Annotated in this window: 7 protein-coding genes; all 7 read right to left on the bottom strand. The window is 36.3% G+C overall.

Going from position 1 to position 16,165, the window contains the following annotated elements:
• Position 1 precedes the first annotated feature (1 nt).
• Positions 2 to 1,588, bottom strand: a complete 1,587-nt coding sequence (gene bshC / locus AC0N32_RS03390) for a bacillithiol biosynthesis cysteine-adding enzyme BshC (protein ID WP_476392464.1) — start codon at positions 1,586 to 1,588, stop codon at positions 2 to 4.
• Between the two features lie 11 nt (positions 1,589 to 1,599).
• A complete protein-coding gene (locus tag AC0N32_RS03385; RefSeq protein ID WP_476392463.1) occupies positions 1,600 to 3,543 on the bottom strand; it encodes a putative porin in 1,944 nt (647 codons plus the stop codon).
• 88 nt (positions 3,544 to 3,631) lie between these two features.
• Positions 3,632 to 5,071, bottom strand: a complete 1,440-nt coding sequence (locus AC0N32_RS03380; protein WP_476392462.1) for a RagB/SusD family nutrient uptake outer membrane protein — start codon at positions 5,069 to 5,071, stop codon at positions 3,632 to 3,634.
• Between the two features lie 11 nt (positions 5,072 to 5,082).
• Complete coding sequence (locus AC0N32_RS03375) at positions 5,083 to 7,881, bottom strand: SusC/RagA family TonB-linked outer membrane protein (protein WP_476392461.1); 2,799 nt, start codon at positions 7,879 to 7,881, stop codon at positions 5,083 to 5,085.
• Positions 7,882 to 8,247: 366 nt separating this feature from the next.
• Positions 8,248 to 9,720, bottom strand: a complete 1,473-nt coding sequence (locus AC0N32_RS03370; protein WP_476392460.1) for a RagB/SusD family nutrient uptake outer membrane protein — start codon at positions 9,718 to 9,720, stop codon at positions 8,248 to 8,250.
• A gap of 18 nt (positions 9,721 to 9,738) precedes the next feature.
• On the bottom strand, positions 9,739 to 12,579 hold the full coding sequence (locus AC0N32_RS03365) for a SusC/RagA family TonB-linked outer membrane protein (protein ID WP_476392459.1): 2,841 nt from the start codon (positions 12,577 to 12,579) through the stop codon (positions 9,739 to 9,741).
• A gap of 567 nt (positions 12,580 to 13,146) precedes the next feature.
• Positions 13,147 to 16,155, bottom strand: coding sequence for a translation initiation factor IF-2 (gene infB, locus AC0N32_RS03360; protein ID WP_476392458.1), 3,009 nt, complete (start codon positions 16,153 to 16,155; stop codon positions 13,147 to 13,149).
• Positions 16,156 to 16,165: the final 10 nt, after the last annotated feature.

Below are 16,165 nucleotides of genomic sequence, written 5' to 3'. Positions count from 1 at the left end.
ATTAAATCGCAAGAATTATTAATTTCGACTCATCGATTTCCATTTCTTCTAAACAAGTCTCAAGCCAGGAATATCCGTGATCTGCAAAGAAAACACTGAAGTTGTACACTCTTTCCTGCCAGTTTTTTGAAGGATGGATCTCCAGAAAAAGCTTCTCCAGCCTTTCGAGCAATTCGGCCTGTTTGATTTTCTCAGCATGGAGCAGACGTTTTTTCATTCTTTTAAAAGATCTCATCTGTCTTGTCTCTTCCGCTTTCACCATATTTCCGAAAGATTTCTCGGTGGTCTCTGCCGCCTTCTTCAATTCTGAGAACTGGAGCATTAATTGATTTTCCTTTTCCTCAAGCAATTTTAAGATTTCATTATTATCTAAGATTTTAGTGTTTGTAATCGCTGTAAAATTCCGGAAGAAATCTTCAATTTTCAATTGCAGTTTTTCAATTTTTCCTAATGTTTTTTCCTTTAAAAATAACATAGAATTCCTTGGAATCAGAATTGGAAACGGTACCTTTATTTTTGTAAAATAATCTTTCAGCTCCAGCCAGTACATGATTTCTGCATTTCCGCCGATGTACGCCAGATTCGGAAGTACTGTTTCCTGGTAAACAGGACGCATCAGCGCATTTGGGCTGAATTTTTCAGGATAATTTTCCAGCTCGCGGAGGATCTCTTCTTTTGTGAACCGAATATTTTTATCAACAATGATATAATGATGGCCGTCAAAATCAATTCTGTCTCTCGTTTCCGTAAGGTAAAAAAGATTGATCTCACGAGGATTTACCTGTACTTTACCATATTTCCCGGTCAGGAATTCTACTTTTTCCTTTGAGGTCTTATGTAAAGAAAAATTGAGCAGTTCATCTTTAAAGGTATCTTTTATCTGATTTTTTAAAGCTTTTGAATCACCATCAAGAATCAACAATCCAAACTCTGAAAATAACCGGTTGACTAAAATCTGAATGGCCTCCGTTAAAGTATTTCCGGGCTTATAAGCTTCTTTCAGCATTAAAATCAATTCGGTCCCAAAAACAAAATCTTTAAATTCTTCTTCAAATTCTGAAATGAAAAAAGTATCGGAAATCCGGATTCTTCCTACCGCTCCCCCAGATTTCTCATTAATTTCGTAATACTTGTTTTCGGTTTTAAAGTGGTTGATTTCCGAAAAATCATGATCTTCCGAAGCCATCCAGTAGACCGGTACAAAATTAAAATCCGGAAATTTTGCTTTCAGGTAAGAGCATGTCTTGATGGTCTGTAAAATTTTATACACAAAAAAAGCAGGTCCTGAGAAAAGATTCAACTGGTGTCCCGTCGTAATGGTAAATGTATTTTCGAGCCTTATGTCATTTAAATTCTGCCTTTGTGCTGATGACAGTTTGAGACCCGAAAGCTGATCTTCCCATGCATCTGCTAAAATCTGTCTCTGCTGCGAAGTGAAAGAAATCTGCTTTTGATGAATACTCTTTATGAAGTGGTCCAAAGAAAATGTATATTCTTCAAAACCTTCAATTTTCTGATTTAAAAAATCTTTTACCAGTTGAGGTATGCTTGCTATATCTTGAAATGATATTTTATTTATTGTTTTCAACTTTGTCTGTTTTAGTTGAATAAATACCATACAATTCCGAGGTTCAGTCTGAAGTCATAGACCGGATAACTTGGGAATGCATAGGCTTTATTATGAGAAATAAAAGTTCCTACCTGTTGTCCTTCGATGAAAAAGAACATTTTTTTAACTTTCATATTAAAGTATACGTCAGCGATCGGCTGTCCTCCGATAGAGAACGAATTGGCACCGGGTAAAATATATTCATTAAGAATCGGGAAATAGTCTCTTGATGCAAATTTTGAAAAGTAATACACTTTTATCCCGGCCTGAATTTCTGCTGCATTTTTAAACGCTTTTGACTGATAAAAGAAATTGGCTCTTCCAATAAAATCCGGTAATGGCAACAGGTCTTTATTCGTCAGCACATTCTGAAACTGCAATCTCGAATTTAAGTGAAATTTTCCGTAGCTGAAAGTGGCATCACCTCCGATCTGGGAAATATTAACCGAGCCTGCACTCTGCTTTGGCATTGCTGTCGCATCAAAATAGGTGTAATTTTCAATTCTGAAATAGTTGGCAAATAATTCTGTTTTAAACCATTTCAGATTAAGACTTCCGCCAGCCTCCATTACCGTTTGGTTTTGCGCATTCTGAAGATAATAATTGAAGTTATTATAAATAGAAGTATTCAGCAGATAATTAAATGACGGATAGGCGCTCTGAAAATTTAATTTGGCATTTACAAAATAATCTTTTATCGGTTCGAACTTAAGATTATTTGTTGTTTTAAGGTAATTTCCGAACTGGCTTCCATTTGATAACTCTAAAAATGAATTTAACTGAAACTTATCAAAAAGGTTGATCTGTAAATTCCCAACGGCTCCGATCCTGTTTTCTTTGATTTCCGCAGGAATTTCGAGTAAAGGTAAAACAATCTCGGTAGCTCCCAATTTCAGCATCTGATACCGGACGCCTGCATCCAGCTTAAATCTTTCATTATCCCAAACCAGGCTTACGGTATTGCTAAAATTGTCTGAATATTTCTTCGATGATACCGACGCACCTGCTACCAGCTCTTGCGGAGCAGCATACCAAAAGGTTTCCGGTGAGCTTTGGGTGTAATAATATTTATTTCCCTGATGAGAAATCGTATGCCTAATTTTAAAAGGTATTTTTTCTGAATTGAAGGGCGCAAACTGATGCGTCAGATAATACCTCCTGTACGAAAACTGAGAACTTGAAGAAGCCAGATTAACCTGCATATTCTGCCTGTTCCGGGAATCACTGTTCCCATTCTGAAAGAGGCTGTCTACCGCAATCCCTCCGTTTTCCTGATTATTAACGTTTTGATGTAAATAGTGGGCAAATAATTCATAATTGCCACTTTTGGAAACATAATGTCCGGTAAATAAGGTATTGTTGTTGGAAGCCAAAGAGTTCCTGTACATCCCCTGGGAGCGCAATCCGCTGTACTCCAATGAAAAATTGAATCTTTTTCCGATATTCTGAGTATAGGAGGACCGTAGTGCAGCTCCGTTCTTCATTGCATTATGATAAATAAACGTCGCCGTAGGTGTTTTCACATCGTAATAGTGAATATCATTGACTCCAAGAATACCATACGATTTATTGGTTGGCAGCAGCGAAAGATTCTGCTCAGGATTAAATTCATAAGAAATAGGATTAAATCCGGCCCCGATATTGGCAACCTGCACCCTTCCAAAATTATCCCTGTTATTGTACTGAGAAAATATATAGGTTTTATCAAACGTCATTACCGTATCAAAGACTTTCTTTTCTGAAAACTGCGTCTGGTACAGGTAGTCATTAATGGTGGGTTTAAATATTTTTAAGGAATCTTTCTTTCCGGAATCGATCACCAGGGTATCTTTTGCCTCTAACTTTTTATCCAGCCTGTTCGAATCTGTCTTATTAACCACCTGAGCATTAGCAACGAAACCGAAGAAAGTTATTATGAAAAGTATATACTTCATTATTCTTTTTTGTACAGCAAAAATAAGAAATAATGGGGAATAAAAAACCCCGCATAAATCATGCGGGGCTCCTATGTATATTTATTGATTAGTAATTGGGGTTTTGTTGAATCTGAGGATTATTATCAATGGCTATCTGAGGAATTGGTAACTGCCACTTATAACTTGATACTGGCAGATTTAATACTGATGCAGGATTACCTGTCCCATTAGCTTCAGGACCAAAATTTGATCTTTGAATTGGAAGTGCTAATCGTTTTAGTGTAAAGAATCTGTCTGTTTCGAATGCTAATTCAAGCCTTCTCTCCAACATAATTGCATTCCAAAGGTCTTGCCCTGTTTCATTTCCTTGAATGAATCCTGTATATCTTTGTTCTCTTAGTTTATTTAATTGTGAAAGAGCACCACCTTCATTACCTTTTTTAAACATTGCTTCAGAAACATTTAGAAGAACTTCAGCAGATCGTAAATATTTGATATCTACAGCTTCAATTGGCTTACCTGTCGCTTGTTTATATTTAATTATGTTATTGTAATTTTTCCCATTAAACATTGAAGTCAATATATAAGAACTTTTTCTAATATCGTTTGAAATAAACTTAATATACAAATCATAATCTACAACGTATTCTGATTTAATTTGTCCTCCAACAGTTTGGTTATAAGCAGAACCTGTTTTTACATTTTCAATGCTTGAATTTAGTATCTTAAATAAAACACCATCACTTGATGTATCGTTCCAAATATTTTTAAAATTTGCTAATGTTCCAACACTAGGATTTAATGCTAAAGACTTTTGCCCCCATAAAATGGTATTATCATAATCTCCTTTGTATAAATAAACTCTGGATAGCATACCTTGTACAGCAGCTTTTGTTAGTTTACCCACATTTCCATTTTGAGTAATATTTTGTTCTGCAAAAAGCAAATCGTTAATAATTTTTTCGTAAACTTGATTAACATTTAAATCTCTTTTCGTAATCAAAAATGGGTCAAATTCTTCTACATATGCAATACCAATAGATGTTCCCGCATCTGATGATTGTGTAGGTATTTTGCAATATCTTCTAACTATATCAAAATGTGCAATTGCCCGAATTGCTCTTGCCTCTGCTTCAATATTACTTCTAAAACTTCCGTTTGGCAAATTATTAATTTTATTTAATACTGCATTCGCCCTAGCAACTACTGCATATCCTCCACCATATACAGAGGTTACGTCACCAACATTAGCAGCAATATCTAAAACAAATGCTGAGTTGTTTGACCTTCTACCTTGGGGATTTTGAATCAAATTATCCGAAAGAATATCTGGAATTATTACTTGAGAATTATCCCCCGCGTAGTATCCTGATATTTTAAACGCATCGTATGCGTAATCAACACCTTTTCTGAAGTCACCTTCAGTTGTATAATAGTTATCGACCACTAATCTGTCATTAGGTAAAACTGATAAATCATCGGTACATGATATTGCTATAAATGCAGTAGTAGCTAATAGAATTATTTTTATTATATTTTTTTTCATAATAAGCTTAATTAGAAATTGATTTGTACACCTAATAGGAATGTTCTTGTCGTAGGATAATTGTATAGACTTATTGCTCCAGGTATAAGTGTTCCATTATTAACTTGACTTTCGGAAGCAACAGCTACTTCCGGATCTCCTGTGAATTTAGTCCAAAGCACTAAATTTTGACCCGAACCATATATTCTAATACTATTAACAGGTAGTCTTGAACCTAAGAATTTTCTATCAAAAGTATAACCTAGCTCGAGAGATCTTAATCTTATAAAATCAGTTTTCTGCAAAAAGGCATCCGTGGATTCGAGACCGTTTACAGTTGGCTTGGGCAAAACATTAGTATCTCCTGGTTTCTGCCAGTAATTGAACGCATCTGTGCTTAAATTTTGGCTATACAATGAAAAATCAACTAAATTTTGTGCCATAATATTATAGCTATATCCACCAGTCTGGAAAGAAAAATCTGCATTTAAGTCAAAACCTTTAAATCTGAAACTTGTACCGAAACCACCATATGCATTTGGTAAAGTTGACTTACCATTTAAAAACTGAGCATCACTAGAACTATAAACACTTGTAATCGAACCATCTAATTTGTAATAAAGTGCCTGACCGGTAGCACTATCTACTCCAGCACTCTTTACCATCTTGAACACGGTTGGTTCCATTCCTATATTCATAAAAGTATAGCCATCTAAGCTTAATTGTGTAGCACTTCCGTAAAGGCTTTTCACATTATATTTTAACATAGAAACATTTCCTCTAACTGACCAATCAAATTCTTTACTTTTAATAATTTCAATATTTAATTCAGATTCTAACCCTTTAACTTCTATATTTCCAGCATTAGTTATACTAGAAAATAAGTATCCGCCACCTTCATATTGGGTATTTGGAATTGCATAAAGGAAATCCTTTCTGTCATCTTTGAATACCTCTCCACTTAATCTAATCCTATTGTTCCACATTACAATATCAATCCCTAAGTTTTGAGATTTTTTTGATTCCCACCTGATATTTTTATTCCCTACAGAATTTGATGGTCCCGCTGTAGCATCAGTACCATAATCACCAGATACAATTGAAATAAGATTTTGATAGTCATTAAGAGCAGCAACATTTCCTGTCGTTCCTATACTATACCTAAGCTTGATATCATTGAAAAATGGAATGTTAAAAAAAGATTCTTTTGCTAAATTCCACGCTGCTGAAGCAGACCAAAAATTACCATATTTATTGTTTTCTCCTAATTTAGAATTTCCATCTCTTCTAATGGATCCTGAAATAATATATCTATCACCATAGTTATAATCAACTACTCCCAATAAACTTACATACCGGGTTACTATTGTGTTTCCTGTAATAGCGAATGGAGTAGAAGCAGATCCTATATCTGTAATATCTGGGCCTAACATAACTCTCTTAGTTGCTGATAAACTCCCGAATTGCTCTTGACTATATTCAAAGGCAGCTACAGCACTTACTTTATGCTGACCGAATGACTTATTAAAATCAAACCTATTATTGAATACATAAGTCCAAAAATCAGTCCTAGTATCTCTGATGCTACCATCCGGATATCCGTAAATTGCTGCTATATCTGATCCTTTTTTTACAACATACTTATTTTTTCTGAGATCATATATATTTCCAAAAGTTGATTTAAAAGTTAATCCTTTAAAAAATTGATATGAGCCAAATACCTGTCCGGAAAGTCGGGTCCGTAAATCTGTTGTCACCTCATTTCTCCTGAGGTCAACTGGGTTTATTGAGTTAGTTGTAGAATTAAAAGAACCGTCCGAATTATATACCGTTTCATAAGGATTCAACGTATATATAGAATAAAAGGGACTTAAGGCATTAAATGCAAATCTTTGATCTTGAGTTTTGACATTTGTTACTGCGAAATCAAAACCTACTTTAATTTTACTTGTTAATTCCTGATCAAAATTAAATCTAGCATTATATCTTTTAAATCCATTTAGTTCTTGTAAAATACCAGAATCTGAGTCATATCCTAAAGAAGTATAGTAGGAATTTTTATTACTTCCTCCCCTAACTGATAAGTTATGGTATTGAATAGTTGAATTCTTTAGTATATCTTTTGCCCAATCGTGATCTTGTGATAATAAAACAGAAGTTTCTTGAGAAGTATAAGTAGGATTTGGATTTACGCCAAGAGCTGACAGTTGATTTTCATACTGTATTTTTTCAGCAGTATTCATCATTTTAAAATTGATATCTTTGGGCTTATATGAAAAGCCAAATCTGGTATCGTATACTATATCAGGCTTACCCGATTTACCCCTCTTTGTAGTAATAACTATAACACCATTCGCAGCTCTTGCTCCGTATACCGCTGTTGATGCAGCATCCTTTAACTCAGTTACACTTTCTATATCCGTTGGTGGAATAGAATTAAATTGCCGTTGAGTCATATAAATCCCATCAACTACAAAAAGCGGGTCTGAGGCTCCTAATGTTGAAGAAACATTAATAGCACCTCTAATTCTTATCGATCCAGGCTCACCAGGTTTTCCGGAATTTGTAGAAACTTGTAAACCTGACATTTTTCCCTGTAACATATTAGTTATACCAGTACTTGAAGCAGACATTCTACTCAATTCCTCACCAGCCACAACTGATACTGCTTGACTTACTTCATCTTTTTTCTTCTTCTGTACTCCAACTAAAACAACCTCTTCAATTTGCTTTTCTTTTGGAACACTATCCTTTTTAGTTTTTTGTGCCGCAATGGTTCCTCCGATAAAAAACAGAACGCCGGCACTTAATACACGTAATTTCACATTCATATTAACAAATTTTAATATTTACAAGGGCAAATATGTTAATAAATATTAAAATTACCAAAAAAGATAAAGTCGTAAGCTCCTGATAGTCAAATATATAAATTCATTAAAATTAGATTTTTGATGAAAATTTTTATTACATAAATTGTTTTTAAATAAAAATTTTTATTTAAAATTTTTATTCACTAATGTTATTTAAGTATCAATAAATTATTTAGAATTATTCTAAATTTAATTGTTTTATAATAACGGCTTTAAAACTGGAATTTTAGCAACCTCATTAGATTTAGATTATGAAGACAATTATTGATTTCATTCCATAAAAAAACCACCTCAATTGAGGTGGTCTTGTATATATAATTTTTAAAATTATAAAGAGTTGTCGTAACCAGGGTTAGGAGCAACCAATGAACCTGATACGTTAGTTTCTGCCTGAGGAATAGGGAAAGCCAATAGGTTTAATGTAGCATTACCATTAGTTCCACCTGTTGTAATGTTTTTTCTGATAACATCTCCCCATCTCAATTGATCCCAATATCTGAATCCTTCGCCAAGTAATTCTTTTGCTCTTTCTGCTTTAAGCTTAGTCATGTCAATCGTAGCAAGATATTCGTCAACTTGCTCAGCAACAGTTTTAATTACAACATTGGTATTTGGATCTTTAATAATTTTTAGTCTGTTTTCTAGAAGTGTTTCATAATATAATTTAGCTGTAGCGGGATTACCTCCATTTAATTCAGCTTCAATACCGTTAAGAAGAACCTCTTCATACCTTACCATTCTGATATTCGTATCACCGTTAAGCGTAGGATATTTGGCAGTGATAAATCTTCCTGCTATACCTGATGCAGTACCAAAAATCTGTTTTCTCACATCAGAAGAAGCATAACTGTTATAAATCGCAGTTTTTACAGGTATATTTTTATAAGCCCCAGCAGGATTATAAAAATCATTGATTGAAGGAGCAATGGTAACATAACTTCCAACCGCCAATTCAAACATCGAGTTTGGAGATGCATTATTAAGTCCAAAACTACCAGCAAAAGAATCTGCAGGCGTTACACTCCACTTTCCTGAAGCTACAATACTTGCTACTAAAGCTCTTACCTTCGCATAATCTCCTTTGTAAAGATAAAATCTGGACATTAAAGCCTGTACTGAATAATCATTTAAAACAGTTTTATCTGTGTATTCATTATTCGAATTACCATTTAACAACTGATAAGCTTTATCAAAGTCTGCAGCAATCTGTGCTTCAGTCTGAGCTATAGTCGCTCTAGGCATATTAGCTGCCGGATTGTATTGCAAAGGCAATACAACACCCAACTGAGAAGGGCTTTGTGTATACTTTTGTCCGTATAATCTTAATAAGTCAAAGAAAGCCTGCGCTCTTAACGCATATGCCTGACCTTTTAAATGCTTTACTTTTTCACTAATCACTGCCGGATCTTGTGTTTGTGACCAAGAAAGATTATCAGATGTGTTAATAATTGTATTTGCTTTCGCTACAACAGTATACATTGCTGTCCAGGCACCTGTTGCTACAGCATCAGAAGACACCATCGTGTAGTTCATGGTAGTTGAGTGATACCCGCTTCTGTTATTAGAGTACATTTCATCACTTCTTACTTCCGAAGTTGTAATAAAATAATTCCCATAATAATTGAAATCTCTCATTGTCGCATAGTTACCATACACAAATGATTGTAACTTTTCTACGGTCGTAAGGGGAGCCTGCTGTTCACTATTACTGAAGTTTGTATCGAGAAACTCATCTCCACAAGAAACTAATGAGAAAGTTCCCAGTAAAACTAGTGCAGCTCGTGTTATATATTTTTTCATTCTTTAAATATTTATATATTAAAATTCAACATTAAATCCAACTAAGTATGATTTCATTGGAGGAAGGTTTAAATTGGTTGTTCCAACCAATGCCATATCCGGGTCATATCTTAAGTTTTTGTCATAAGTATGTGTCCAGATATTATTCCCCATTACGTATACAGTAACTTTGTTCAACCTGGAACCTTCCAGGAAGTTTTTATCAAATGTATAAGCCAATCTAATATTACTTAATCTCAGATAGTCAGCTTTATACAAGAATCTTGTTGAGATTCTGTTAGACGATTTGTTCCCTGCGTAAATAGGTTTCGGGTTTGCTGCGTTCGGATTGTCAGGCGTCCAATAATCCATCTGCGAAGCATAACCTGAATAGAATAAATTGTACTGACCATCACTCTGCGTATAACCTGCCCAATCGTCATAGAATGTACCTCCAAAGCTATATGTTCCCTGTGCAGTTAACTCGAAGTTCTGATAAGACATTCTCAACCCTACACCACCATAATACTTAGCAATTCTATTCCCCTGAATAGCTCTTTGCGCCTTGTTGTAGTCATTAGTTGTTTCGCCATCTACTCCATTCAAATACCATAGAGGATCTCCGTTTGTAGGGTCGACACCAGCCCATTTTCTCATAAACCAGCTGTTCATGGTTTCTCCTTCACGAATTAATGTAGCCCCACTTAAGATATCTTTCCCACCATAGAGTTTAGTAACTTCATTATCTAAGATAGAAAAATTGGCATCCATGCTTATATTAAGCCCTTTTGGATTTTCAGGTCTCAGGATATTTCCGGTAACACTAAATTCAAAACCTTTGTTTACCATCTCTCCCACATTCTCATTGTATGCTGACAAACCTTGAGACAATGAAAGCGGCACACTAAGAATCATATCCTTAGTTGTCTTGTTAAAGTATTCCGCAGTAATTGTCAGATCATTATTGAAAAATCCTAAATCCAATCCAATGTTAAGAGGATTTACAACCTCCCATTTTAAATCTGGGTTAAAGAAACCTCCCAAAGATGCACCTGCATGGTTGTTGTAGTTTAATCCATAAGAATAAATTGCATATGGGCTTGCTGTAATTCTGTTACCTACCTCCCCATAAGATCCTTTTAATCTTAATGTATTGATATACTGATTTCCTGATAAGAATAATTCTGCAAAATCAACCCCTACACCCACAGAGTAGAAGTTAGCTCCTTTATATCCAGGATAGAACTGAGATAAAGCATCTCTTCTATACATCCCGTCAACATTTAAGAATCTGTCATAACGGTAGCTTAAGTTGGCTCCATAACCTGATCTTGTATTATGGTCGGAATTCCCATCATTACCAATCGGCTTAACAAAGCTACCTAACATTTGGAATGAAGGATCTGTAGCTCCCACTACATTTGATGTTGCTGACAAAAATCTCGTGTTCGCTTTATAGGCTTCTTGGAAACCTGCAACAGTGAATCTGTTTTTATCACCCAATTGGAAGGTATATTCCAATAAGTTGATGAGGTTATAGTTGAAATATCTGCTGGCTGTCGATGTCATCTGACCTTCAACACTGTATCCATCACCATGAAGAGGAGACCAATATACATCTTCCTCAATATTAATATATTCAGGAGCGAAGGTAAACTTATAGTTTAAATTCTTAAGAATTTTATAGCCTACATTAAAGTTTCCAAAGAAACGTGTAGTATTTGCTTTATTGAAGTTAAGTTGTTGTAATGCAGCAACGTTAAAGTTTCCTGATGGAAGATTATTAGCGATTCCTAAATAATATGATCCGTCAGGGTTTCTAACAGGATCTGTCGGAAGGTTAAAGTACTGAGCAATCAAAGGGTTAGAAAACGCACCACCATTAGGTAACGTATTCATAATACTGTTTGAGAACTGGAGATCAGTATTGATTGTCAGACGGTCAGTTGGCTTATATTCGAATTTCAATCCGATGTTAGCTCTTCTGAAATCACTTCCTTTATAGATACTCTCCTGGTTAAAGTAACCTAATGAGTTATAGTATTTAAATTTATCCGTACCCCCTGAAACATTAAAGTTTGTTTCAGTTTGTGTTGCAGATCTTTGTAATTCTTTTGTCCAATCCGTATTGTATCCCATGTATGGAGCAATACCTAAGAAATCTTGGTTAGGATCTACGATTGCATCATAAGCTTCGGCAGCTGATGAAAACTGGAAAGGAGAGTAGTTATACATTGTCTCAGAAGCCAGTTTCAACCAATCGCTTTTGCTGATTGCATCAGGCATCTTTACCGCCATTTTGTTGGTACCCATGTTGCTTGAGAAACTGAATCTTGGCTTTCCAGCTTTTCCTGATTTTGTTGTAATAATTACAACCCCGGCACCAGCATCAGCACCATAGATCGCTGTAGAAACCGCATCCTTTAATACTGTCATTGACTCAATGTCATCAGAATTTAAGTTTGCCAGGATATTTCCCGTAGTGTTTTGCGTCGTTAAGTCTCCTGACTGAACCCTAACACCATCAATGATGAAGATTGGACTGTTATTACCATTAATAGAAGTATACCCTCTAATTCTCAGGGTTACAAAGCCTCCTGGCTGTCCGGATGCAGTACCTGCCTGAACACCCGCAACTCTACCCATTAAAGCCTTTTCAGGTGAAGAAACAGGTAGGTCGTTGATCTTATCAGCCCTAACAGTACCGATAGATCCGGTTACTTCTTTAATGGCTTTCTTTTGACCCAATCCCATCATCACAACCTCTTCAATCTGGGTTTCATTTTCTCTAACCGTATCCTTTTTTGCTGTTTGCGCAAAAGCAGCCTGTCCTAAGAAAAACAAAGCCCCCGCACTTAATACACGTAGTTTAACATTCATATTAACAAAATTTTAATATTTTTAAAAAGTGAACAAATATGTTAATAAATTTTAACATCAGCAATTTTTATGGCTGATAAATTATTAACAGTAAAAGAATTATGATTAGATATTCATAATTATTTGGTCACTTTTTTGAAACATCAGCTAAAACATTAAAAATAATAAGTGATAAATGATATTATATTTAAAATTTTAACACATATAAGATAAATTCAAAAATATTATTTAGAATCATTATAAATTTTAATTTTTCCCGGAAATGAGAATATATCATTAGTTGAGGATATTTTTAACCAAATGTAATTGTGAGAAGAAAATAAAAATTCTAACACTTTTTTAACGCTTAAATGTTAAAAGATATTAAAAGATATTTTTTTTGATGAATGCAATAGTCTACCTGCTATGGCAATTAATTTATAATTATGTACAAAAGCCTTCAAAATATTTATAAAGGAATTATATCACAGCCTATTCTTAATCCTTTTAAAAGCTCAAAATATTTGACAAAAAAAAGCTGCCTCAATAGAGACAGCTTTTTAGCTATAGTATAAAATTACGTACTACTTACTTAAGTTTTTTCTTCACCGCAACCTCTTCATATACCTCCAGAATATCTCCGACTTCTATGTCATTATATCCCTTAAGGTTCAATCCACATTCGTAGCCTTTGGTGACTTCTTTTACGTCGTCTTTGAAACGTTTCAGACTTTCAAGTTCGCCTTCAAATTTAACGATACCATCTCTCAGCAAACGTATTTTCGACTGTCTGGTAACCTTACCGGTAAGAACCATACAACCGGCAATCGTTCCAACTTTTGAAATTTTGAATACTTCACGGATCTCAACGTTACCGATTACCTGCTCCTGGATTTCAGGAGAAAGCATTCCTTCCATTGCTTCTTTTACCTCGTCGATCGCTTTATAGATTACAGAATACGTTCTGATCTCAATTTCCTCACGGTCCGCAAGGTCTTTAGCATTAGCGCCCGCTCTTACGTTGAAACCAATGATGATAGCATCGGAAGCCGCAGCAAGGTTGATATCGGATTCGGTGATCTGTCCAACCCCTGAGTGAAGGATTTTCACACTGATTTCTTCTGTCGAAAGTCTCTGCAATTGATCAGAAAGCGCTTCTACCGAACCGTCCACGTCTCCTTTAAGAATGATGTTCAATTCTTTAAATTCACCTAAAGCAATACGTCTGCCCAATTCTTCAAGCGTCGTATGTTTTTTGGTTCTGATGGACAATTCTCTCTGAAGCTGTTCTCTCTTATTCGCAATGGCCTTACCTTCACTTTCATCAGCATAAACACGGAATTTATCTCCCGCGGTAGGTGCACCGTCAAGACCTAAGATCGTGGCAGGAATCGAAGGACCGGCCTCAGCAAGGTTTTTTCCCCTTTCATCAAGCAAAGCTTTCACTTTACCATGGTTTTTACCTGCTACTACATAGTCTCCTACTTTTAAAGTTCCGGACTGCACCAACATTGTAGCCACATATCCTCTACCTTTATCTAAAGATGCTTCAATCACAACTCCGTTGGCAGAGCGTGCAGGGTTAGCTTTTAATTCAAGCAATTCTGCCTGTAACAATACTTTCTCCAATAAAAGGTCAATATTATTACCCATTTTTGCTGAAATTTCCTGCGCCTGAACGTTTCCTCCCCATTCTTCTACAAGAACCGGCGGGTTTAATCCCGAAAGTTGCTGACGAATGTTATCAGGGTTTGCGTTAGGCTTATCCACTTTATTGATTGCAATAATCATAGGAACCTGCGCAGCCTGAGCATGGGCAATCGCTTCTTTGGTCTGAGGCATTACATCATCATCGGCCGCAATTACAATAATCGCGATATCCGTGATTTGTGCACCTCTGGCTCTCATCGCTGTAAAGGCTTCGTGACCCGGAGTATCAAGGAATGTGATTCTTTGCCCGTTTTCAAGCTTCACGTTATAAGCCCCGATATGCTGGGTGATCCCACCGGATTCCCCTGCAATAACGTTAGTCTTCCTGATGTAATCCAGCAATGATGTCTTACCGTGGTCAACATGTCCCATGACGGTCACTACCGGTGCTCTCGGAATAAGGTTTTCCTCATTATCGATTTCATCTTCTGCTTCATTCTCTTCAAGATCTGCATCTGAGAATTCGATTTTATATCCGAATTCATCCGCTACCAGCAATAAGGTATCCGCTTCCAATCTCTGGTTCATGGTTACCATGACCCCTAATGAGAAGCATGCTGAAATTACTTCTGTAGGAGAAACATTCATTAAGCTCGCCAATTCACCAACCGTGATGAATTCCGTTACTTTCAATGTTCTGTCTGCCGCATCGATTTCCTGCTGACGCTCATCCTGCTCTCTACGGAAGTTTCTCTTATCTTTTCTGTGTTTTGCAGATTTGGATTTACCTCCTTTATTGGTTAATTTTTCAAGGGTTTCCTTGATCTGGTTTTTAACTTGTTCGTCAGTAAGCTCGACAGGCATGGTTCTTTGTCCTGGACGGTTGTTTTGTCCGCCGCGGTTGAAGCCAGGTCTGTTTCCGCCTTGTCCGCCCTGACCTTGAGGACGGTTCTGGCCTCCCTGATTGTTGTTTCCAAAACGGTTTCCACCTTGACCACCTTGTCCTTGAGGACGGTTTCCTTGTGCGCCACCCTGGTTATTGTTTCCAAATCGGTTTCCGCCTTGTCCACCTTGTCCCTGCGGACGGTTCTGGCCTCCCTGGCCCTGAGGACGGTTTTGTCCACCCTGATTGTTTCCGCCTTGTTGGTTATTGTTTCCACCCTGTTGGTTTTGTCCGCCAGGTTTCTCAATTCTCTTTCTTTTCTTTTTAGCTCCGGCTCCCTGTTTAGGAGCAAACTGAGTTAAATCGATTTTTTCACCAACAATTTTCGGTCCGTCAAGTTTTTGGTAAACGGTTTCAATTTTTTGAGATTCCTGCGGCTCATCTTGCTGCTTTGGCGCTTCATTCTTTGCCTCAACAGGTTGAGCTGAAGCCTCCTGAACAGGTTTTGGCGATTCTTTTACAACCTCAGCTGTTTTTTCCACAGTCTTTTCCTCTTCTTTTTTGTCTTCTGTTTTTGGTTTGTCTTTTTTCACAGGTCTGTTTCTAGACTCGATCTGAGACAAATCTATTTTATCCAGAACTTTGAATTCCTGTTTTTCAGGAGCTGCCTTTACTTCAGGTTCAGCTTCTTTTTTCTCTTCCACCACAGGTTCCGGTTTCGGAGCAGGAGTTTCTTCCACTTCAGGTTTTTTAGGCTCTAAGTCTATTTTACCTAAAATCTTAGTTTCCGGTTTATTAGCTTTAGCTCTTATTACTTCAGGGGTTTTCTTTTCCTCAATTTCCAGTTTTTCTTCCGGAACTTTGGTGATCACCACCTCATGGGAAGCCTTTCGTTGCTCGCCATCTTTGGCAAACTCAGCTTCCAATGCAGAATATGCCGCTTCTTCCAATTGAGCGTTAGGATTGCTTTCAACCTCAATGCCTTTTGACTGTAAAAATTCTACTAATCTGGACATCGAAATGTTGAATTCCTTAACCGCTTTATTTAATCTAATTTTTGGCATTTATATTATT

The sequence above is a fragment of the Chryseobacterium endophyticum genome (assembly GCF_056333165.1).
This window is presented reverse-complemented; position numbering and strand designations above follow the sequence as displayed.

Excerpts from the sequence above, each read along its gene's own strand:
- AC0N32_RS03365 (WP_476392459.1), bottom strand. The coding sequence starts at position 12,579 with ATGAATGTTAAACTACGTGTATTAAGTGCGGGGGCTTTGTTTTTCTTA.
- infB (WP_476392458.1), bottom strand. The coding sequence starts at position 16,155 with ATGCCAAAAATTAGATTAAATAAAGCGGTTAAGGAATTCAACATTTCG.
- AC0N32_RS03380 (WP_476392462.1), bottom strand. The coding sequence starts at position 5,071 with ATGAAAAAAAATATAATAAAAATAATTCTATTAGCTACTACTGCATTT.
- AC0N32_RS03375 (WP_476392461.1), bottom strand. The coding sequence starts at position 7,881 with ATGAATGTGAAATTACGTGTATTAAGTGCCGGCGTTCTGTTTTTTATC.
- AC0N32_RS03370 (WP_476392460.1), bottom strand. The coding sequence starts at position 9,720 with ATGAAAAAATATATAACACGAGCTGCACTAGTTTTACTGGGAACTTTC.
- AC0N32_RS03385 (WP_476392463.1), bottom strand. The coding sequence starts at position 3,543 with ATGAAGTATATACTTTTCATAATAACTTTCTTCGGTTTCGTTGCTAAT.